At 27.5% G+C, this 19,890-nt stretch carries 17 protein-coding genes and 3 pseudogenes; 6 read left to right on the top strand and 14 right to left on the bottom strand.

Annotation, left to right across the window (positions count from 1 at the left end; all coding sequences use genetic code 11):
* Window positions 1-51: 51 nt before the first annotated feature.
* The 7 genes and pseudogenes from JJC03_RS13915 to JJC03_RS13890 all read right to left on the bottom strand — a co-directional run bounded on the left by JJC03_RS13915 (window position 52) and on the right by JJC03_RS13890 (window position 8,236).
* Window positions 52-2,475, bottom strand: coding sequence for a TonB-dependent receptor family protein (locus tag JJC03_RS13915; RefSeq protein ID WP_088400711.1), 2,424 nt, complete (start codon window positions 2,473-2,475; stop codon window positions 52-54).
* On the bottom strand, window positions 2,456-3,811 hold the full coding sequence (locus JJC03_RS13910) for an HTTM domain-containing protein (RefSeq protein ID WP_235873506.1): 1,356 nt from the start codon (window positions 3,809-3,811) through the stop codon (window positions 2,456-2,458). The genes JJC03_RS13915 and JJC03_RS13910 overlap by 20 nt, the downstream gene beginning before the upstream one ends.
* Entirely contained in the window at window positions 3,801-4,913 is a 1,113-nt protein-coding gene (locus JJC03_RS13905; RefSeq protein WP_235873505.1) for an imelysin family protein, read from the bottom strand. The genes JJC03_RS13910 and JJC03_RS13905 overlap by 11 nt, the downstream gene beginning before the upstream one ends.
* A gap of 84 nt (window positions 4,914-4,997) precedes the next feature.
* Complete coding sequence (locus JJC03_RS18195; RefSeq protein ID WP_258932628.1) at window positions 4,998-5,642, bottom strand: DUF4856 domain-containing protein; 645 nt, start codon at window positions 5,640-5,642, stop codon at window positions 4,998-5,000.
* 4 nt (window positions 5,643-5,646) lie between these two features.
* On the bottom strand, window positions 5,647-6,195 hold the full coding sequence (locus tag JJC03_RS18190) for a DUF4856 domain-containing protein (protein ID WP_258931932.1): 549 nt from the start codon (window positions 6,193-6,195) through the stop codon (window positions 5,647-5,649).
* 110 nt (window positions 6,196-6,305) lie between these two features.
* Window positions 6,306-7,175 (bottom strand): hydroxymethylglutaryl-CoA lyase-like TIM-barrel protein, encoded by an 870-nt coding sequence (locus JJC03_RS13895; RefSeq protein ID WP_235873504.1) that lies wholly within the window; start codon window positions 7,173-7,175, stop codon window positions 6,306-6,308.
* Between the two features lie 18 nt (window positions 7,176-7,193).
* Window positions 7,194-8,236: pseudogene (locus JJC03_RS13890) on the bottom strand (quinone-dependent dihydroorotate dehydrogenase).
* A gap of 93 nt (window positions 8,237-8,329) precedes the next feature.
* Between JJC03_RS13890 and rlmH the strand changes: the two are divergent.
* The 4 genes from rlmH to JJC03_RS13870 all read left to right on the top strand — a co-directional run bounded on the left by rlmH (window position 8,330) and on the right by JJC03_RS13870 (window position 11,089).
* On the top strand, window positions 8,330-8,803 hold the full coding sequence (gene rlmH / locus JJC03_RS13885) for a 23S rRNA (pseudouridine(1915)-N(3))-methyltransferase RlmH (RefSeq protein ID WP_088400691.1): 474 nt from the start codon (window positions 8,330-8,332) through the stop codon (window positions 8,801-8,803).
* A 359-nt stretch (window positions 8,804-9,162) separates the two neighbouring features.
* A complete protein-coding gene (locus tag JJC03_RS13880) occupies window positions 9,163-9,597 on the top strand; it encodes a glycosyltransferase family 2 protein (RefSeq protein ID WP_235873503.1) in 435 nt (144 codons plus the stop codon).
* Between the two features lie 47 nt (window positions 9,598-9,644).
* Window positions 9,645-10,088: a hypothetical protein gene (locus JJC03_RS13875; protein WP_235873502.1), complete on the top strand. Its 444-nt coding sequence runs from the start codon at window positions 9,645-9,647 to the stop codon at window positions 10,086-10,088.
* Between the two features lie 59 nt (window positions 10,089-10,147).
* Entirely contained in the window at window positions 10,148-11,089 is a 942-nt protein-coding gene (locus JJC03_RS13870; protein WP_088400687.1) for a glycosyltransferase family 2 protein, read from the top strand.
* Here JJC03_RS13870 and JJC03_RS13865 read toward each other — a convergent pair.
* A pseudogene (locus JJC03_RS13865) lies at window positions 11,070-11,466 on the bottom strand (sugar 3,4-ketoisomerase). The gene JJC03_RS13870 and the pseudogene JJC03_RS13865 sit on opposite strands and share 20 nt — an antisense overlap.
* 89 nt (window positions 11,467-11,555) lie before the next feature.
* On the opposite strand from JJC03_RS13865, the gene JJC03_RS13860 reads away from it, so the two are divergent.
* Window positions 11,556-12,368 (top strand): glycosyltransferase family 2 protein, encoded by an 813-nt coding sequence (locus tag JJC03_RS13860; RefSeq protein ID WP_088400683.1) that lies wholly within the window; start codon window positions 11,556-11,558, stop codon window positions 12,366-12,368.
* 15 nt (window positions 12,369-12,383) lie between these two features.
* Window positions 12,384-13,292: a glycosyltransferase family 2 protein gene (locus tag JJC03_RS13855; RefSeq protein WP_235873501.1), complete on the top strand. Its 909-nt coding sequence runs from the start codon at window positions 12,384-12,386 to the stop codon at window positions 13,290-13,292.
* 80 nt (window positions 13,293-13,372) lie between these two features.
* Here the strand turns inward: JJC03_RS13855 and JJC03_RS13850 are convergent.
* The 6 genes and pseudogenes from JJC03_RS13850 to JJC03_RS13825 form a co-directional block, all read right to left on the bottom strand.
* Window positions 13,373-14,505: pseudogene (locus JJC03_RS13850) on the bottom strand (glutathionylspermidine synthase family protein).
* Between the two features lie 139 nt (window positions 14,506-14,644).
* A complete protein-coding gene (locus JJC03_RS13845; protein WP_235873500.1) occupies window positions 14,645-14,941 on the bottom strand; it encodes a hypothetical protein in 297 nt (98 codons plus the stop codon).
* The gene (locus JJC03_RS13840; RefSeq protein ID WP_235873499.1) at window positions 14,942-15,208 is read right to left on the bottom strand and encodes a hypothetical protein; all 267 of its coding nucleotides are present in this window, start codon (window positions 15,206-15,208) and stop codon (window positions 14,942-14,944) included.
* Between the two features lie 478 nt (window positions 15,209-15,686).
* On the bottom strand, window positions 15,687-17,570 hold the full coding sequence (yidC, locus tag JJC03_RS13835; RefSeq protein ID WP_103715342.1) for a membrane protein insertase YidC: 1,884 nt from the start codon (window positions 17,568-17,570) through the stop codon (window positions 15,687-15,689).
* 78 nt (window positions 17,571-17,648) lie between these two features.
* Window positions 17,649-19,262, bottom strand: a complete 1,614-nt coding sequence (gene pyrG / locus JJC03_RS13830; RefSeq protein WP_088398604.1) for a CTP synthase — start codon at window positions 19,260-19,262, stop codon at window positions 17,649-17,651.
* 295 nt (window positions 19,263-19,557) lie between these two features.
* A complete protein-coding gene (locus JJC03_RS13825) occupies window positions 19,558-19,782 on the bottom strand; it encodes a DUF3820 family protein (protein WP_088398603.1) in 225 nt (74 codons plus the stop codon).
* Between the last annotated feature and the right edge of the window lie 108 nt (window positions 19,783-19,890).

The following is a 19,890-nucleotide window of genomic DNA, read 5'->3' as shown; positions in this document are numbered from 1 at the left end:
AGAAAGTAAAATAATATTCTATTCTACAATTAATTTATAACCTGATTTACATTATAACTTAACTTCTAAAGTTAAATAATATACTCGAGGTTCTGAGGGAATAATACCTGGTCCTGGATATCCTGTTGCTCTTTTAGTAAAATATTTATTATTTGTCAAGTTGTTAACACTCGCTTCTAATTTAAAACGATTGAATTTATATGAAGCAGATAAATCTAGTACATTATACGAAGGAATTCCTCCAAATATACCTGATAAATCATTTTGATCAGAAACTCTATTAGAAGCATCTGTAAACTGTGATGATACGTAAGTATATTGTGTGCTAATTAATAGATTTTTATACCCTAAGGTTACTCCTGATTTAAGGTTATATAAAGGAACAAATTCAACATGATTCCCTTTTATATTAGGAATATCAGATTTTATGTATTTAGATTTTGTAATAGATATGTTTGAAAATCCATCTATTTTAAAATTTAAGTTATCAGGTAAAATCATTTTTAAAAGATTGATATTAACTAATGATTCAAGACCATAAGTCATACCTGTTCCTATATTATCGCGTAAGCGTACATCTGGCTTTAACCCTTTTGGATCACGAGCACTATATTCACCAATTTTATTGTCATATAATAAACCAAATCCGTTAATATCATAACTTAGTATATTTCCTATTTTTCCTCGAATTCCTATATCTGAGCCATATCCTTTTTCATCTGTTATATCATCTGCTACTACTATACTTGGGCTGGCTGTTCTTATGTCATTAAAAGTTACTGAGCGATAATTTTGTGTTACATTAGCATATAATTCTACACCAAGTTTGGGTTTATAACTAAATCCTAAGCCGAGTAGTGCAAATTTTCTTTCAAAAACTCTATCTTCAAATTCTGTTTTATCAATATTTATATTTCCCGCTAAATCTCTATTAATTACTCTAAAAAAACCTACGGCTTGAGTTTTAATATATTCATATCTAAAACCTGGTGTAATTGAAAAATGATCGGTTAATTTAAAAATATTTTCACCAAATAATGAGATATTTAAATTTGGATAACTATAAGATGATTGATTTTGATAATATGGAAATTGTTCATCAGCAATAGCAAAATCTGCATCTGAAGTAGAACTTCCAGGACCTTGTACGCCTGAATTTTTAGATTGATAATATTTAGCTCCTATTAAAAAAGCATTACGTTTATTCCATAAGGTATATTTATTTAAATATCGTGCCTCAACTCCCCAATTTTTAAACTCTCCTATGATTAAGTCTCTTTCAGTATTAGGGGTATCTGGATTAGAAACTCTATTAGAACGGTATCCTAATGCTTTTCTATATGCGTCTAATCCGAATAATTGTAATGAAAAATCAGCATCATTATGAAATTTGTGTTTTAATCGTAAAGCAAATAGATTCCAATTTACAGAAAACCAGTTACGGGATCTATTACTTTGAAAAGGATCATTAGCAAACATTCCATTTGTAAGACCTCCAGGCTGTTTAGCTAAATAATTAAAATGTGTATAATCTAAATGCAATGACGTTCTATCAGATAACTTATAATTTAAATTACCGAAATAATTTTTTGATTCAAAATTTGAATTTGGTCTAAATCCATCTCCTTTTTTATAATTATAAAATGTATAATAACTCCATTTATCTTTTGTTCCACTTAAGCTAGTAAAATTAGCATATGTATTAAAAGAACCGGCTGTAAAACGAGAAATAGCTTCTAGAGGTTTAGCTGTTGGTTTTTTAATTTTAAAGTTTATCATTCCTCCAAATTGTGTACCATATTGAAGGGATGCAGCTCCTCTAATAACTTGAATTTCTTCTATTGCCTCTGTAGGAGTAGCATAATAACTTTCTGGATAACCTAAAACATCTGCACTAATATCATAATCATTCTGACGTGTATTAAAGTTAGCTGTTCGATTAGGGTCTAAACCACGGCCTCCTATTGAAAGTTGTAAACCACCATCAATACTTTCATTCATAGTAATACCTACAACTTGTGAAAAAATTTGGCGCGCATTATTCACTGCTTTATTAGCAGTTAAATTATTTAGTACGACTACTTCTGTTTTTTTTCCAGCATATATAGCGGTTTCTTCAACATCCTTTAAGGTTCTAATAGCACTTATTTTTTGACGTTGACTAACTATTTTTACCTCCGATAATCTTTTTAATTGTTCTATTTCTATAATCTGTAACTGTGCTGATGGTACTAATTTTTTTTCTATGATTTCGTAACCTTCTTTATAAAAAACTAAGTTTGTTGGATTATTATTTTTTATTATAAAATTTCCATTTAGATCAGAAAGATAGTTTAAACCTAAATTTTTATCTAAAATTTCAACTTGTGAAACTCCCACTCCATTAAAAACAACTTTTCCAATTATGGTATTTTGCGAAAACATTTTAGTTACTAGTAATAATAGTACTATAATTTTAAAATCCTTTAATTTCATCTTTAAATGGTAAAATCCATGTTTTATGTTTGAACGATTCATTTTCTGATCCTAAATCTACTGTAGGATCTATATAAGGTTGACTCAATCTTCCATTAAGAGCTACAAAACTTTCTACGTATATTTTAGGGTTTACAAATCCATTATCTTGGTAGTATTTTTTTAGAATATGTGCATATTCTAATATAAAATCCGGTTGAAATGACATTTGTTTTTCTTGAAAGGGTGTTAAAAAATTGTGATTATCTACTAATGCTACTTTTCCCGTTTGATCTACAATTTTAAATTGTGTATATCCTGCCTTTTCCATTAGCATTACACGCCAAGAAAAACGAAAACCTTCTTCTGTCCAAAATAATTCTTGAGGATATAACAAATATCTAAAAGGAAAAATTAATTGAAACAACATAAAAAGACTCAAAAAAATCACTGAAAATTTTGATGTAGTAGCTTTAGAATAAGATGTTGTTTCAAATCGAGAACGAGGAATATGTAATATTTCAATTGTTTTTTGAAGTATTTTTTTATGGAAATTTTGAGAAAAATAAATTAAAGTACTTATGATCATTACATAAGGAAAAACTCCTATGGGAAATAATATTTTTGTAAAAATATGAAATACTACTACTAATATAAATCCTATTATTCTAGTTCTTTTATTGAGTAACAAAAAGGGTATAGATAGATCGTAAATAGCACCTGCCCAACTCATACCATAATGCACCCAACTTTTAAGTAATAAAGTTCCTATAATTGGCAAACCTGAATTCATAGGAAGCCATGTTTTTAAAGGTTGTGCTTCTAATAACCAGTCTGAATTTAATTTTATTAATCCTGCATAAAAATAGACTATTCCTAACATTAATTTTAGAATATCAATATTCCATTGTGAGACGTGTGACCGTAATTTAAATTTATCTAAGTATACGTCAAGAGAATAATTACAATTTACAGGAAGGAAAATCAGAATAAAACTAATTATAGATATGAAGTAATAATGGTTTAAATATGTTGTTTTATCCATTAATTCTATATAAGTAAAACTAAGAAAGAAGGATATAGCTGCTATTTTATAACGATATCCTAAAGCGACAAAAAAGGCTGATAGTCCACAAATAAAAAAAATCAGATAAGTATAAATTCCTAAGGGTTTAATCCATTCAAAACCAAAATAGGTAAAATGATATTTTGGGGTTATGTATAATTTTTCTATCCATCCATAACTCCAAAAACGAATAATACTAAAAAGCATCATAAAACCAAACGCTATCCTGTAAAAAGCTAGCGTTTCGGAAAATGATGTTTTTTTAAAATATGATTTAATATTAATCCCCATCTGAATCAACATAACCTACTGCAATATTAAGGGCTGTCAACATATCTATCTTAAAATAAGATACATTAAGTTGCATAGCATCATAAGATTCTAACATCTTGTTATTATTTGTATTTATTTGATTCACAAAATTATTATCTAGAGCATTGTTTTTTACTTGTATTGAAGAAAACTGATCATTAATAATAGTACTTAATAATTTATTATTTCTTTGCACATTCAGATGATCTAAATAACTTTTTAATGAGGGACCTGTTTGATCACTAGAAAAATATTTCCCATTAAAGAAATCAGCACTTGCTTGCACAGCTTCATTTAATAAGATTTTAGAGATATCTTTCTTAAAGTATGCTTCTACTTTATTTGGTTGAATGCCATTGGAAAATTTACCCGCTGGATAACCTACTTTTCCTAATCGAATATGTTTTTCAAAATATTCTATATAGGCATTTACAGTTAAATTTACAGAACCTGAAGTAGTGTTGTTTGTATTGGATATATATGTATTTTTATATGTATTCCAATCATTTAATAGTGTATCTGCTGTATTTTTTAAATCAGTCACTAGATCTGTCAAGTAGGTTGTATATTTTTGAGCATCTGGACCTGTATAAAAGATTAAAATAGAATGATCTGTATCAGCTAAACCGTAAAGCATATAATCAAGAGCGGGATATCCTTGTCTATCAAATTGTGTTAATGAAGTAAGATTATATCCTTGTAGATTTATATTTTTATTAATTTCAATACTATTAATAGGATATGTATTAGTATGGCTAATAAAATATAGATCCTCTGCTTTTCCTATCTTAAACATAGCAACATGCTGGTAAGACTTATAAGAATTAAGCCAAGAAGTTCTGATTTTATTTAAATTATCAATTGTAGGGTTTTGTTTAAAAACATTTGCGTCTTCATAAAGTTTATTAACCTCTATTTGATAATTTTTATAAGCAGGAATAATAATGTTTTCGGCCCAATTCGTAAGCATGGCTTTTCTATCATAATTATCACCTATAGTAATTTGAGGCTCATCAATTTTTTTATCATCTGAACAACTTATCAGTAAGGATAAAAAAAGCGCAAAAAATATCTTTTTCATAATTTCTTTATAAATGCAAATATAACCAAGTACTAATATTTATTAATACTTGGTTATAATTTAGTTTATTATTTATATATTCTACTAATCAACTGTTTGTGCTTGTGCTACTGTAAAACCAAATCTATCCGCAATGTTTTTTGCTAATATTTCTAAATTATTTTTTGAATAATCAGTATCCCAAAAACCATTTTTACCAGCTAATAAAGTTTTAAGCATTGCTTCTACTTCTACTTTAGAAAAATAAGGGCTATTACTTGCTTGTTTATTACTATATCTTAAACATTTAATAAAACCATAAGCTTCTGATAATCCGTGAAAAGTTTTTGCTGCCCCTCCTGCTAAATTTTTCTTACCTTCCATTAGATAATACACCGCACGTACAGCTGCTACTTTTGCTAATTTTTCTTTAATTATAGCTATTTGAGCATCACGAGTAGCATAATCATTATTTACGATGGCTGCTCTACCTGTTCTGAAAGCTAAATTTATATCTGCTTTTATAGTATTAAAATCTTTATCTGCATTTACCTGATCTATATAACTATCCCAAAACTTAGCATTCTTACCATCCGCATCACGACCAGCTCCGTAAATATAGCCATAAGCTTCATCCCATGAATGTTCCATTTCAGTATAGTTTGTACCTGTTTTAAGTTTTTTAACTGTATTGTCTTGTTTATTTGTACCTGCATCTAATTTTTTTACACTTAAATAATGATTACAAATTTGATCAATAAAACAAGCCCCCCATCAAACCTTTAAGAACAACTTGAACAGGCTCTAATCCGTTAGCAGAATAATATCTTTTTTCAAAAATACCTGCCACTCCATTAGCTGCTACTCCAGTACCAGCATTTCCTATTGCTCTTAATTGGTCTTCAAAAAACATTCTTTCAGCAGCTTGCTCTGGACTGTTTGTTGAAAAATAATCTAATGAAGCAGCTGTTTTATCTTTTAATTGTTTTGTAACAGTTGTATTAAGTTCTGCATTTACAAATGGTGAATTTGTATTTTCATACATATTTAACAACTTGGCATTATCTACCGCAAGTCCATTAGCTCCTTGATTTTTTACATAATCTGCAATTTCCTGAAGCATTAAAATTCTAGACTTTTGACCACTAAGATCAATTGTAGTAACACCATTACGATTAAAAGTATAAGTAGCTGGCGTAACATATGATGTAGTATCTGTTATAACTTGCTCGTTCTGAGAACATGACGTAACTACTAAAGAAAATACGGGTAAAGAGGCTAATAGTAATTTATTGAAGTTCATTTTAATATTTTATTTAGATCATTTAAAAATAAGAGACTACAAATATAAAGACTGATTCTAAATAAAACAAAGTTTATTTAGATTATTTTTAAATAAATTTATGATCTAAATTAATGGTAAAAATTAAAAATTTTTAATGCTTCATTATAAGCACTTTCAAAACTCATAGCACTTAAATTATGATTTGTTCTTTGAGTTGTAAAATAAGATAACATTTTTTCAGTAGGCATATTTCCTGTCAATTTATTGGTAGCCATTGGACATCCTCCATATCCTTTTATAGCTCCATCAAATCGTCTACAACCTGCTTTATAAGCACTATCTACCTTTTCAAACCATTTATCAGGGGTGGTATGTAAATGGGCTCCAAATTCAATATTTGGGTATTTAGGAATAAGATTTGAAAATAAATATTCAATAACATCAGGAGTAGAAGAACCTATTGTATCAGATAAAGATAAGATTTTTACCCCCATAGAAGCTAATTTTTCAGTCCATTCTCCAACTATTTCTACATTCCAAGGATCTCCATAAGGGTTTCCAAATCCCATAGATATATAAGTAACAAGTTCTTTGTTTGATTGTTCTGCTATATTCATTATTTCTTGTAATGTAACTAATGCTTCAGCTATAGTTTTATGGGTATTACGCATTTGAAAATTTTCAGAAATAGAGAAAGGAAATCCTAAATAATTAATTTCTTTATATTGTGCCGCATTTTGAGCTCCTTGTGTATTAGCTACTATAGCTAATAATTTACTCTGCGTAGTAGACAAATCTAGTTTAGCCAAAACTTCAGCTGTGTCTTGCATTTGTGGAATTGCTTTAGCAGATACAAAACTTCCAAAATCAATCGTATCAAAACCAACGCGTAATAATGATTGTATATATTGTATCTTTTTATGAGTTGGTATAAAGTCTTTTATGCCTTGCATTGCATCACGAGGACATTCGATTAACTTAATTTTTTCGGCATTCATGAGAGTTTTTATCTAAAATTAGGCTTGTTCTAATATTTTTTTATTAATTCCTTTAATTAAAGCAGGTCCTTCGTATATAAAGCCTGTATATAATTGCACTAAGCTAGCTCCTGCATTTAACTTATCAATTGCATCCTTTACGGTATGAATACCTCCTACTCCAATGATAGGAAATGCTTTATTACTTTTTTCTGATAAAAAACGGATTACTTCTGTAGATCGTTCTGTTAAAGGTTTTCCTGAAAGGCCTCCTATTTCATTTTTATTTACTGATTGCAATCCATCTCTTGAAATTGTAGTATTAGTAGCTATAACTCCTGCAATTTTGGAATCTTTCACTATATCAATAATATCTAATAATTGCTCATTTGTTAAATCAGGTGCAATTTTTAATAAAATAGGTTTTACTTCACCTTGCATACCTTCTACTCCTACATATTTTTTAAAATTAAGTTCTTGAAGTGATTTTAACAAATTTGTTAAAGGTTCTTTATCTTGTAATTCACGTAAACCAGGTGTATTAGGAGAGCTTACATTTACTACAAAATAATCTACATAATCATATAGTGCTTCAAAACATATTTTGTAATCATCTACCGCATTTTCATTAGGCGTAATTTTATTTTTTCCAATATTACCTCCTATAAGTACTCCTTTATTTTTCTTTAAACGATGAACAGCAGCTTCTACCCCTCCATTGTTGAATCCCATACGATTAATAATAGCCGAATCTTCTAACAATCGGAATAATCTTTTTTTAGGATTTCCTTCTTGTGCTTTAGGTGTTAATGTACCTATTTCTATAAAGCCAAATCCGAAATCAGATAATTCGTTAAATAATTTAGCATCTTTATCAAAACCAGCTGCAAGTCCTACAGGATTCTTAAATTTTAATCCAAAAACTTCTCTTTCTAAACGCTTATCTTGTATTTGAAACTTCTTTTTTATTAAAAAGAAATTCCTGGTATTTTATTTAATAAACGAATTGTACTAAAAGTAAAATAATGTACTTCTTCTGGATCAAATTTAAAAAGTAACGGACGAATAAGTTGTTTATACATATAATTTGTTGTGTTGTGGTGCAAAAATAACAATTCAACAGCAGAATTTAAAATTGCTTTGTATTTTTGCTCTCATAATTTCTAACTTTTCTTATGAACATCAAATTAATAGCTATTGGTAAAACAGATAATAAAAACTTACAAACACTTATAGACGATTATATAAAACGTTTGTCTTTTTATGTAAAATTTGATTTAGAAATTATAGCTGATATAAAAAATGCTAAAAATCTATCTGAAGCACAACAGAAAGAAAAAGAAGGCGAATTAATTTTAAACAAACTAACCGCTACAGACCAACTAATTCTTTTAGATGAAAACGGAAAATCTTTTACTAGCGTAGGATTTGCAGAAGAGCTTCAAAAAAAGATGAATTCTGGAATTAAAACTTTAGTTTTTGTTATTGGAGGACCTTATGGTTTTAGTGATGCTGTTTACAATAAGGCAAATGGAAAAATATCTCTTTCTGCTATGACTTTTTCTCATCAAATGGTTCGTTTATTCTTTATAGAACAGATCTATAGAGGATTTACTATTTTACGTAATGAACCGTATCATCATCAATAATTTTTTATATAATACTAACTCTTTTTATATTGAAATGTATAAATTATTTCTTCATTAAAGGAATAGTATTTTATCATTTGAGTTGTAATACAGTTAAACTCTTTGTTTTTTTAACTACATTTCGTTTTCATCAGAAAAACAATTTTATATTTTATTTACTAAATAATCTGGTCATAAATCATCTATATAAAACATAGCTATTTCAGCAATATATTTCAGAATTATTTAAAAAGTATATCTTTGTTTTTTATATTATTTAAAATATTTACTAAGCATTTGTATTTCTATTAATTTTTCAAGTATAAATTACTATTGCTTTATTAAGAGAATACAACCTTTATACAGAGTTATAAAATTAGATGATATCAATTTTAATCCCAACATACAATTATAATATTGTTAATTTAGTTCTTGAATTAATTAATCAGTGTAATTATTGTACTGTTAGGTATGAAATAATTGTTATAGATGATGCTTCTAATAATAATCAAATACTTTTAGAAAATAATAAATTAAAAGATATACCTACTGTTCAATATATAAATTTAGAACAAAACATAGGACGAAGTGCTATTCGAAATAGATTAGCAAAAATTGCAAAATATGAAACTCTTCTATTTTTAGATGCAGACACTTTTCCAAGTAACTCTAATTTTATTAAAAATTATATCAAAGAATTAAACAAAAATAATTATATGATAATATACGGAGGTATAAAATATACAAATACTCCTCCTGATTATAATAAAAGACTACGATGGTTATTTGGTAAAAAAGAGAAGAGACAGATTTAAAAATTAGATTAAAAAGACCTTATAAACACACATTAACGTCTAATTTAATGATTAAAAGAGCTCTTTTTAATTTCATTTCATTTAATGAAACCATTAGAGAATACGGATTTGAAGATTTGGTCTTTATAAAAAACTGTAAAGATCATGGTTATAAAATTAATCATATTGAAAATCCTGTTTACCATTTGGGAATTGATAATTCTATCTTGTTTATCAAAAAGCATCATTCTTCTCTTAAAAATTTAAAATTTTTAATTGAACAAAAAATTATTTCCTATGAAGATACTTCAATTTCTAAATTATACTTACAATTGAGTTATTTAAAGCTGGATTATTTACTATACAATTTACATCTTCTGTATCATAAAATCTTAATTAAAATTTTAATTTCTAAAAAACCATCTTTGCATATATTTGATTTATATAGACTTGGTTATTTTTGTAAACTTTTTTATAGCGATACAGATCAAGATGTAAACAATTTAGATTAATTTTTTAAAAGTACATCATGGCTTGTTTTAGTTTTATTCTAAATTAAATAATTAAAGATATGCCTTTTTTTTCTGTCATAATTCCTTTGTACAATAAAGAATTGTATATAAAAAATACCCTTCAAAAGGTATTAGCTCAATCTTTTCAAGATTTTGAGATTATTATTATTAATGATGGAAGTACAGATAATAGTATAAAAATAGTTAACAGTATTATAGATTCTCGAATCAAATTATTTCACCAAGTCAATAAAGGTGTATCAAGTGCAAGAAACTATGGAATAAAAAAAGCATCAGGAACCTTAGTTGCTTTTTTAGATGCTGATGACATTTGGTTTGATAATCACTTAGCAGAACTATATCATCTTTACCAAAATACGCCTAATTGTGGATTATATTGTAGCCGCTATTATATGAGAATTAATTCTACAAAAGTAATCCCAATTGAATTTCCTGATCCTGTAAATAAGGTTTTTTGTGGAATTGTACCTGATTATTTTGAATCTAGTTTAATTCATAGAATCAGTCTTACTTCTGCTGTTTGCATCCCAAAAGAAATCTTTAATTTAGGATATCATTATAATATAAATGTTAACTGTGATCAAGATTTAGAACTTTTCACACAAATTGGTATACACTATCCTGTTGCTATCACTAATAAATATACTATTGAATATAATTTTAATATTGAAAATCAATTATCTAAAACATTAATAACCCAGAAGACATTATGCGATTTTAATCAATTTAAGATATATGAAAATTCTAATTCTTCTTTAAAAAAATTTTTAGATACTTACAGAAAAGAATATGGATTACATTTTAAAATAGCTGGTAATTCAATAAAGGCTTATGAATATTTTAATTCTATTGACTTAAATAATATGAATACGATGTATAAAATATTATTTAAACTCCCTAGGGTAATTTTAGTTTTATTATTAAACTTTAAAAGAAATTTGCGTAGAAAAGGTATTGACTTTAGTATTTACAACTCTTAAGAAAATCATCGTACTCTCTAATATAATCTGATTCATCAAATACGCCTGATGAAATTACTAAACATACAGCTCCTGATGAAAAATTATCTAATTCACGCCACATATAGGTTGGAATTAATAATCCTTTATCAGGCTTATTCAGTGTTACTATTTTTTTTTCTATTCCATTATCTAACAATACATCAAAACTACCAGAAATAGCAATTAATAATTCTAACTGCGCTTTATGTGCATGTCCTCCCCCTACTAGCATTGCTAGGCACATCAAAAAGATAATAAACTCTTTTTATTTCAAACGGAATAGTATTTCCTTCTATAACTCCTAGGTTTCCTCTGTAATCTTCTATTTTAGGAACTTGAATAATTTTAATATTCATGAAAATGTTTATATAATTGTAAATTTATTATTTATCAAAAATAAAAGAAATTTCTAGTTATTTTTATCAAAATTTGAAGATCCAAAAAAATGTATATAGGTGATATTGAAATACTCGTTTCTACAGTAAATCGTAAATCATTAGATTTTCTTTATAAAATGTTTCCTGATTTTCCAAAAAATGAGTATAAAATCCTTATTGTAAACCAATACTCTTCCGAAGATTTAAAATTAAATTCTGACTTTAAGAATATTCGTATTATCAATTCAAAGACTTTAGGCTCTTCAAAAAATAGAAATATAGCTTTAGAAAATGCTATTGGTAAAATAATTGTATTTGCAGATGATGATATTGTCTATCCAGAAAATTTTATTAAAATTTTAGTAAAAGCTTACTCAGAAAATAATACCGAAGTGATTTTTTTCAAAGCGAATAAAAACAGTACTACGAGTCTAAAAAAATATTCTACTAGAAAAATTTCAAACTTAGGAATACTAAAAATTCTATCTTTCGGGACTATAGAAATTACAATGAATCTTGAAAAAATAAAAGAACGTGGTAATTTTTTACTTTTTGATGAAAATTTTGGCATTAATGCTATTTATAAACTAGGCGAAGAACCCATTTTCTTGATGGATTTAAAGAATAAAGGGTGTCATTTTACTTTTATCCCTGAAATTTTAGTGTATCATGAAGAGGATAATAGTTATGATAAATTATCTATTAATGAAAAATATTTTTACTTTGGGGCTATTTATACAAGAATTTTTAAATACTGGTTTTATCTTTTCATAATCATCAAAATAGGATACGATCTAAAAGATAAAAAAATAAATGTTAGCAATATTTATAATTTACTAAATATTGCATTAAAGGGAAGAAAATCTTTTTTATCAAATTAAAGTCAATACTTAATCATGAAACAACCCCCTCTTGTTACTATTATATGTCTTTGTTATAATCATGCTCAGTATGTAGAAAAAACATTAAATTCTGTCATTAAACAATCCTATAAAAATATTGAATTACTTATAGCTGACGATGCTAGTGATGATAATTCAGTAGATGTAATTAGAAAATGGATAGAAAAATATCCAGATGTTTTCTTTATTGCGAATAAAGTTAACCTAGGAAATACTAAAACTTTTAACAACCTTTTTAAGCAAGCTAAAGGAGAATATATTATAGACTTAGCAGCTGATGATATTTTAAGTTTAGATTGTGTTGAAAAACAAATAAAAACTTTCTTAAATACAACGTACGAAAATTTAGGATTAGTTTATGGAAATTTAGAAATGATTGATGAAAAAGACAATCATTTAGGATATTATTATCCTATTAATAAATATAAGAAAGCAATTAATAAACCGCCTTCTGGTGATATTTATCTTTCACTTATAGGATGGAAAGAAAAAATGTGCTCTGTTTCTTCTATGATAAAAACTGATATTTTAAGGTCTTTGGGAGGCTATGATGAAACTCTTGCTTTTGAAGATTTAGACATTTGGGTACAAATGGCTAGAAAATATAATTTTGAATATATTGATGAAATTTTAGTTCAAAAAGAGAACTTCAAAACTCTATGTTTCAACATTTTTTCAAAAAAACAATGCTCTTTCAAAAGATTAAATGAATCAACTTACAAAATACTAAACAAAATATACAAGCTAAATAAAAATAGAACAGAAAATATATCTATGCTTAAAATGCTACATTTTGAAGTTGTATTGAATTTTAAAAATGGTAATTATAAACTTTGTTTTCTATTACTTATCCTAAAACTAAAAATTCATTTAAAAATAAATTTTAAAAAAGAAGCCGCCTGATTTATATAAAATAACATGCTACCAAATAGAACATTACTGATAATTTCAAGCAACCCTTTTTAGCTTTTTATCGTTTAAATTTATCTTATTAAATGAGGTACAAAATGAGAAGTATTATCTGTTATCAAAGATTTTGATTCTCTTATTCCGATACCAGCTGGTTCTTGTCCTATAACCCAACTTCCTATTAAAGGATAATTATCCTGAAAATTAGGTAATTCAGCTAATTCTTGATAAATAAAACCTTCTTCTCCATATTCGCCTTTTGTACTGGCTAATAATACTCCTTCTTTTACTATTTTTATATTAGCCCCTTCTCTAGATAAAATTGGTTTTTCACACCAAGAAGTTAAATCTTTAGGTGAATCAAAATAAGAAGCTAATAGGAATTCATGATTCGGATATAATTCCCACAAAATAGGAAGTAATGCTTTGTTTGATAAAATCATTTTCCAACTAGGCTCAATCCAAAACGTTTCATTTTTATCTAATATGATATTTTTCCCAAACTCTTCATTAACCATCCATTCGTAAGGATATAATTTAAAAATAGAGGCGATACTATTATCTTTATCATCTACAAAAATTTGATTATAGTTATCCCATCCTAATTTATCTATAGTAGTATAATGAGTATCTAATCCAGCTTGTATTGCACAGTCTTGTAAATAACGTACTGTAGTAATATCTTCTAATGAATCATGAATACTGACAAAATGTAATTTTGAACCTTTTAAATAGGGTTTTAGATATGCCCAATAATCAATTAGTTTTTCATGAATAGAATTAAATTGATCACAATATGGATAACATTCTTGTAACCAAAACCATTGTACAATGCTAGCTTCAAATAAGGATGTAGGTGTATCAGCATTAAACTCTAACAATTTTAGCTTGCCATTTTTATAACAAAAATCAAAACGTCCATAAATAGAAGGATCCTCATTTTCCCATGTCTTTTTATATGAGGTATAAACCAATTGGGAATATGGAATTTATGAAATAAATTATTTTCAATTACATATTCAACAGCGTGTAAGCACATTTCCCATAACTGAGTGGTAGCTTTTTCAATGTTTGTAATTTCATCTATAGAGAATTCATAAAACACTGATTCATCCCAATATTTTTCTCCTATAGAATGAAAATCAAAACCAACTTGTTCTACCTTAATTTTCCAATCAGTTCTTGGAATAATTGCTATTCTATTCATTCTAGTTTAGTTATATTTTAATAATTATATCAGTAATTATTTTAAAAATTTAGAGATAAATAGATTCATATAAATCTAAATTTAAAGTTTACTTTTTATGATGAGACATGAAAACTGGAATGACCAAAACCACCTCGACTTATACTTGATTTACTACTATTATATCCTGTATTTGAAGTAGAATGAATTGCATCTGAATAATAGCCTGTTCTTTTTGAATAATTATTGGTACCTTTTGAAGTACTATAAGGTCTAAAGGCATAATAAGATCCACCGTTATAATGATGATATTCCGTTTTAGTATAAGCAGCAGTTGTATCTGAACGTAAATAAACTTTTCTATCAGATCCTCCTCCTTCCCAATCTTCTTCTTTTTGCCACAGGCAGCTGTAATCGTTGCCACTAATACTAAATTAATAATACTTGTCTTTTTCATTTATTTTGCGGTAAAATATATTTCATATTCTTTTTTTCCCTTCATTTTTTCTCCATTCTCATCTTCTTCTTCATATTCTCCTAATGCTGATATTGTATCTTTATGAATTACTTCTTTAAGTAAGGTTCCTTTAATCCAAACCTTATGTTTAGTTATCACAAGATCTTTTTCATCAGTCATATGCTCTATGGTCATTTCTGTTTCAATAGATCCTTCTTTATCTACCTCATTGACTATATCTTCTTTATGATTATTACAATTAGACATGATAAAAGACAGTGAAGATATAGCAATTACTTTTTTATACATTTCAAAACTAATTAGATTATATGTTTACTTTATTAAAATTCTTGTATGAGTCTCAAAACAAAATATTTGTTACATCTTTTTTAAATCTTATAATTTTACGTTAAACAAATACTTTTATATTTATAAGAATAAAAATTGATTATCAGTTATATCATCTATAATTTTCTTTTATATTTTAGAAAAATATAAAAGAAATAAAAATTGGGATGTAAAAACACTTGCACTCTCAATTTCTAAAACAAAGTCTTTTTATTTTTATATTCTGAATCATCAAAGTTGATAGAAATAGTATTGATAACTTTAGAATTATTCTGTTATTAGTATTTAAGAGTAATTGTAAATCTTTGTTTTTCATTCAGAATATAGATTTCTAAACTTATTTAAAAATCAAAAGAGAGCTAAATGCTCCCTTTGATTTTATGTATAAATTCTATTTTTACTTTCTTTTCTTTTCTTCTTGTTGTCTTTGAGCTTGTTCCATAGCTTCTTGTAATTTTTGTTGGAACTTACCAGGTTTTTTAGGCTCTTTTTGTTTGTTTTCTTGTATTTGTGCATGAATTTTTGCATCATCTACTAAGAATTTTTTAATATAAAACATGAGTCCTAAAGTCATTAAGTTAGAAAATAAGTTATATAAACTTAAACCTGAACCATAATTATTAAAGAAGATTAGCATCATAATAGGCGAAATCCAAATCATCATCTTCATGATACCTGCCATATCTGGCATACCTTCTTGTGGCGGTGCAGACATAGCTTGATCTCCCGTTGTGTATTTCATATAAAAGAAAATAGCTATAGCTGCCAAAATAGGGAATAAACTAATATGATCTCCATATAAAGGGACATTAAATGGTAACTTAGCTATTAAGTCATATGATGATAAATCTTTAGCCCATAAAAAACCTTGTTGTCTTAATTGAATAGCTGATGGGAAGAACTGGAATGATGCGTACATGAAAGGTAACTGTATTAAAGCTGGAATACAACCTGCCATAGGATTTACACCTGCTTTATTATAGAGTTTCATTGTTTCCTGCTGCTTTTTCATTGGATCATTTGAAAACTTTTCATTTATTTCGTTCATCTCTGGACGTAATACTTTCATCTTAGCCTGTGATAAGAATGATTTATAAGTAAATGGAGACATAGTCAATTTAATCAATACTGTAAATAAGATAATTGCTATCCCATAAGGTAAAAAAGTACTCATTAATCCAAATAAAGGGACAAAGACAAACTTATTAATCCATCCGAAAATCCCCCAACCTAATGGAATAATTTCGTCTAAATTACGATCATAAGCATTTAAAATTTTATAATCTGAAGGTCCATAGTACCAATTCATTTTATAATCTAACTCGCCATTAGTATAAGCTAATGGTAATACTGCTCCAAATTTTTTAGTAAAAGTAGTATCTACCGCAGCATCCTTCACTAAATTTTGAGTTGATAATTTAGCTGTTTTAATAGGGGTTTTAGTTAATAAAATAGATGAAAAGAAATGTTGTTTAAAAGCTACATAAGTTAAATCAGAAATTTCTTCTTCTTCATCCGATTGATTTAAATAATTATCTTTTCCTGATTCGTGTTCGTATACTACTTCTGTATAACGATTTTCATAACTTACACTTTTTTCGTTACGATATGTTTTTAAATTCCAAATTAAACTTGCTGGAGTTGATGTATTAAACACAGTAGCTAAGCCTTTTGAGTGTACATCAAAATCTAACATATAATCATTTGGTTTTAAAACATACTTATATTCTAAGTAAGCATCCTGAGCTGTTTTTAAACGCATTGAAAGTACTTGATTAACTCCTTCTTTGGTTAAAACAGGTTCAAAAAACAAATCTTTTGTATTTAAACTTTTTCCATCTTTAGTTTGAAAAGCTAGATTAAGTTGTGCATTATTATTTTTTATTAATTGCACTAACGGTCCTTTTTCATCTATCGACTTAAAGTTTTTCAAAGTAGCATCTACTATATATCCTCCTTTATTAGCAATTTTTAAAATTACTAATTCGTTTTCCAAGGTTGTAACTTCTTCCTTAGCTGAAGGTAAAGTTGCTGAATAAGCAAAACTTCCTAATTTTGCTTTCAAAGCTGCTGTTACTTGAGTAGAATCACCCTTTATAGCAGCTAAATCTACTGTTTTAGCAAGTACTGCTTGTTTAGCTTTTACTACTTTTTCTTTTTTAGCTTTTTCAGCATCAATTTCGGCCTGAGTGGGTTGATTTTTATACATGATCCACATCATGATACCGAAAATTAACGTAAATCCGATAATCGAATTAAGGTCTAACTTTTTTTCTTCCATTTCCTTTTTAGTTCAGCGTTTAAAATTCAGAAAGTTTAATGCTTAAAAACCACTTAACACTAAACGTTTTACTTTAAACTAATTAATTTTATTTTTAACGGCAGCTTCCACAAACTTAACAAAAATAGGATGCGGATTAGCTACTGTACTTTTATACTCTGGATGGTACTGTACCCCTATAAAAAATGGGTGGTTTTCTAATTCTACTACCTCTACCAAACCTGTATCTGGATTAACTCCTGAAGCTTTTAAACCTGCGTTTTCCATAGCTTCTAAATAATCTCCATTAAATTCATATCTATGACGATGACGCTCTAAAATAGCTGATATTCCGTAAATAGAATGAGCTAAAGAGCCTTCTTTTAACTGACATTTCCATGCCCCTAAACGCATTGTTCCTCCTTTATCAGTTATACTCTTTTGTTCTTCCATTAAATTAATAACAGGAGCTGAAGTTCCTTTATTCATTTCTGTAGAATTAGCATCTTTTAGTCCTAATACGTTACGACCGTATTCTATAACAGCCATTTGCATACCTAAGCAAATCCCAAAGAATGGTATTTTATTTTCGCGAGCAAATCGAACAGTTTCTATTTTTCCTTCTATACCACGTTCACCAAATCCTGGTGCTACTAATATTCCGTCTAAACCTTTTAATTGAGTCTCTGCTGACTTAGCATCTAAATATTCTGAATGAATTGAAATAATATTAACTTTAGTTTCATTCTTCGCTCCTGCATGAATAAAAGCTTCTAAAATTGATTTGTATGAATCTTGTAATTCCACATACTTACCTACTAAACCAATATTTACCTGATGTTTAGGATTTTTTAAACGATGTAAAAACTCGTTCCATTGCTTTAAATCAGGTGTGTTTTTTTCTGGTAAACCTAATTTTTTTAAAGCTACACGGTCTAAACCTTCTTCTAACATTAAATTAGGCACATCGTAAATGGTAGAAGCGTCTATAGATTGAATTACAGCTTCTTTCTTAACATTACAGAATAATGCTAATTTTTGACGCATATCAGAAGTTAATTCATGTTCTGTTCTACAAACTAGTATATCTGCTTTTATTCCACTTTCCATTAATGTTTTAACAGAGTGTTGCGTAGGTTTTGTTTTTAATTCGCCTGCGGCTGATAAAAAGGGTACTAAAGTAAGATGTACTACTATACCATTATCATCTCCTAATTCCCATAATAATTGACGAACTGATTCTATATATGGCAATGATTCAATATCTCCTACTGTACCACCTATTTCTGTAATCACGATATCGTATTCACCACTTTTACCTAGTAGTTGCATACGTTCTTTAATCTCGTTTGTAATGTGTGGCACTACTTGTACTGTTTTGCCTAAAAACTCACCACGTCTTTCTTTTTCAATAACTGATAGATACACTCTACCTGTGGTAACATTGTTAGCCTGAGAGGTAGGAACATTTAAAAAACGCTCATAGTGGCCTAAATCTAGATCTGTTTCAGCTCCATCATCAGTTACATAACATTCGCCGTGTTCATAAGGATTTAAGGTACCTGGATCTACATTAATATAAGGATCAAATTTTTGAATAGTAGTTCTATACCCTCTTGCTTGCAATAATTTTGCTAATGAAGCTGCAATAATTCCTTTACCTAAAGAAGAAGTTACCCCTCCTGTAACAAAAATATACTTTGTTTGATTCATTGTGTTGTGTTGTTGTATTGTTGTTTAAAACCGCGCAAAAATACAATTATTTACAATGAAATTCCAATTTAGAAATCACAAAAAACAAATAAATTTCAAGATTCAACTTCAAGATTCAAAGGTTAATTTTGAAATATAAACTAAATTAGAGTTTTAAATTTGAATCCATAATTAAATTTTATAATAGTCATAATTTTCAAAAAGAACTCTTATATATCTAATATAAATATACTTTTAGATGTATATTCAAAAAACATAAAAGGTAATCAAAAACTAGAATATTTGAATTTTATATTTATTTTTTTGGAAAATTACGTTGGATATTACGTACTAAATCTTCTAATCCGTTAAGTTTTAATTCATATACTAATTCAAGTTGCTGACCTAAAATTCCTGTAGGAAAGCCTTTTTGTTTATACCATATTATATAATGTTCTGGTAGATCAATTAAATAACGTCCTTGATATTTACCAAAGGGCATTTTAGTATGGGCAAGTTTTATAAGAAGATCTTGGTTCATCTTTAAATATCTTTCATTTTTTTAAAACTATATTTTGAAAAATAATATAGTAAATTTATTAATAACACAAACCTGACTCCAATGCCCCATGTTCACAATGAATAATCC

Origin of the sequence: Flavobacterium oreochromis (genome assembly GCF_019565455.1) — a bacterium.
Taxonomy (GTDB): domain Bacteria; phylum Bacteroidota; class Bacteroidia; order Flavobacteriales; family Flavobacteriaceae; genus Flavobacterium; species Flavobacterium oreochromis.
Note: the sequence above shows the minus strand (reverse complement) of the source record. Positions and strands in the feature narration are given on the sequence as shown.

Excerpts from the sequence above, each read along its gene's own strand:
- JJC03_RS18190 (WP_258931932.1), bottom strand. The coding sequence starts at position 6,195 with ATGAACTTCAATAAATTACTATTAGCCTCTTTACCCGTATTTTCTTTA.
- JJC03_RS13915 (WP_088400711.1), bottom strand. The coding sequence starts at position 2,475 with ATGAAATTAAAGGATTTTAAAATTATAGTACTATTATTACTAGTAACT.
- JJC03_RS13875 (WP_235873502.1), top strand. The coding sequence starts at position 9,645 with ATGATTAAAAGAGCTCTTTTTAATTTCATTTCATTTAATGAAACCATT.
- JJC03_RS13845 (WP_235873500.1), bottom strand. The coding sequence starts at position 14,941 with ATGAAAAAGACAAGTATTATTAATTTAGTATTAGTGGCAACGATTACA.
- pyrG (WP_088398604.1), bottom strand. The coding sequence starts at position 19,262 with ATGAATCAAACAAAGTATATTTTTGTTACAGGAGGGGTAACTTCTTCT.
- JJC03_RS13825 (WP_088398603.1), bottom strand. The coding sequence starts at position 19,782 with ATGAACCAAGATCTTCTTATAAAACTTGCCCATACTAAAATGCCCTTT.
- JJC03_RS13855 (WP_235873501.1), top strand. The coding sequence starts at position 12,384 with ATGAAACAACCCCCTCTTGTTACTATTATATGTCTTTGTTATAATCAT.
- JJC03_RS13910 (WP_235873506.1), bottom strand. The coding sequence starts at position 3,811 with ATGGGGATTAATATTAAATCATATTTTAAAAAAACATCATTTTCCGAA.
- yidC (WP_103715342.1), bottom strand. The coding sequence starts at position 17,570 with ATGGAAGAAAAAAAGTTAGACCTTAATTCGATTATCGGATTTACGTTA.
- rlmH (WP_088400691.1), top strand. The coding sequence starts at position 8,330 with ATGAACATCAAATTAATAGCTATTGGTAAAACAGATAATAAAAACTTA.
- JJC03_RS13860 (WP_088400683.1), top strand. The coding sequence starts at position 11,556 with ATGTATATAGGTGATATTGAAATACTCGTTTCTACAGTAAATCGTAAA.
- JJC03_RS13840 (WP_235873499.1), bottom strand. The coding sequence starts at position 15,208 with ATGTCTAATTGTAATAATCATAAAGAAGATATAGTCAATGAGGTAGAT.
- JJC03_RS13895 (WP_235873504.1), bottom strand. The coding sequence starts at position 7,175 with ATGAATGCCGAAAAAATTAAGTTAATCGAATGTCCTCGTGATGCAATG.
- JJC03_RS13880 (WP_235873503.1), top strand. The coding sequence starts at position 9,163 with ATGATATCAATTTTAATCCCAACATACAATTATAATATTGTTAATTTA.
- JJC03_RS13870 (WP_088400687.1), top strand. The coding sequence starts at position 10,148 with ATGCCTTTTTTTTCTGTCATAATTCCTTTGTACAATAAAGAATTGTAT.
- JJC03_RS13905 (WP_235873505.1), bottom strand. The coding sequence starts at position 4,913 with ATGAAAAAGATATTTTTTGCGCTTTTTTTATCCTTACTGATAAGTTGT.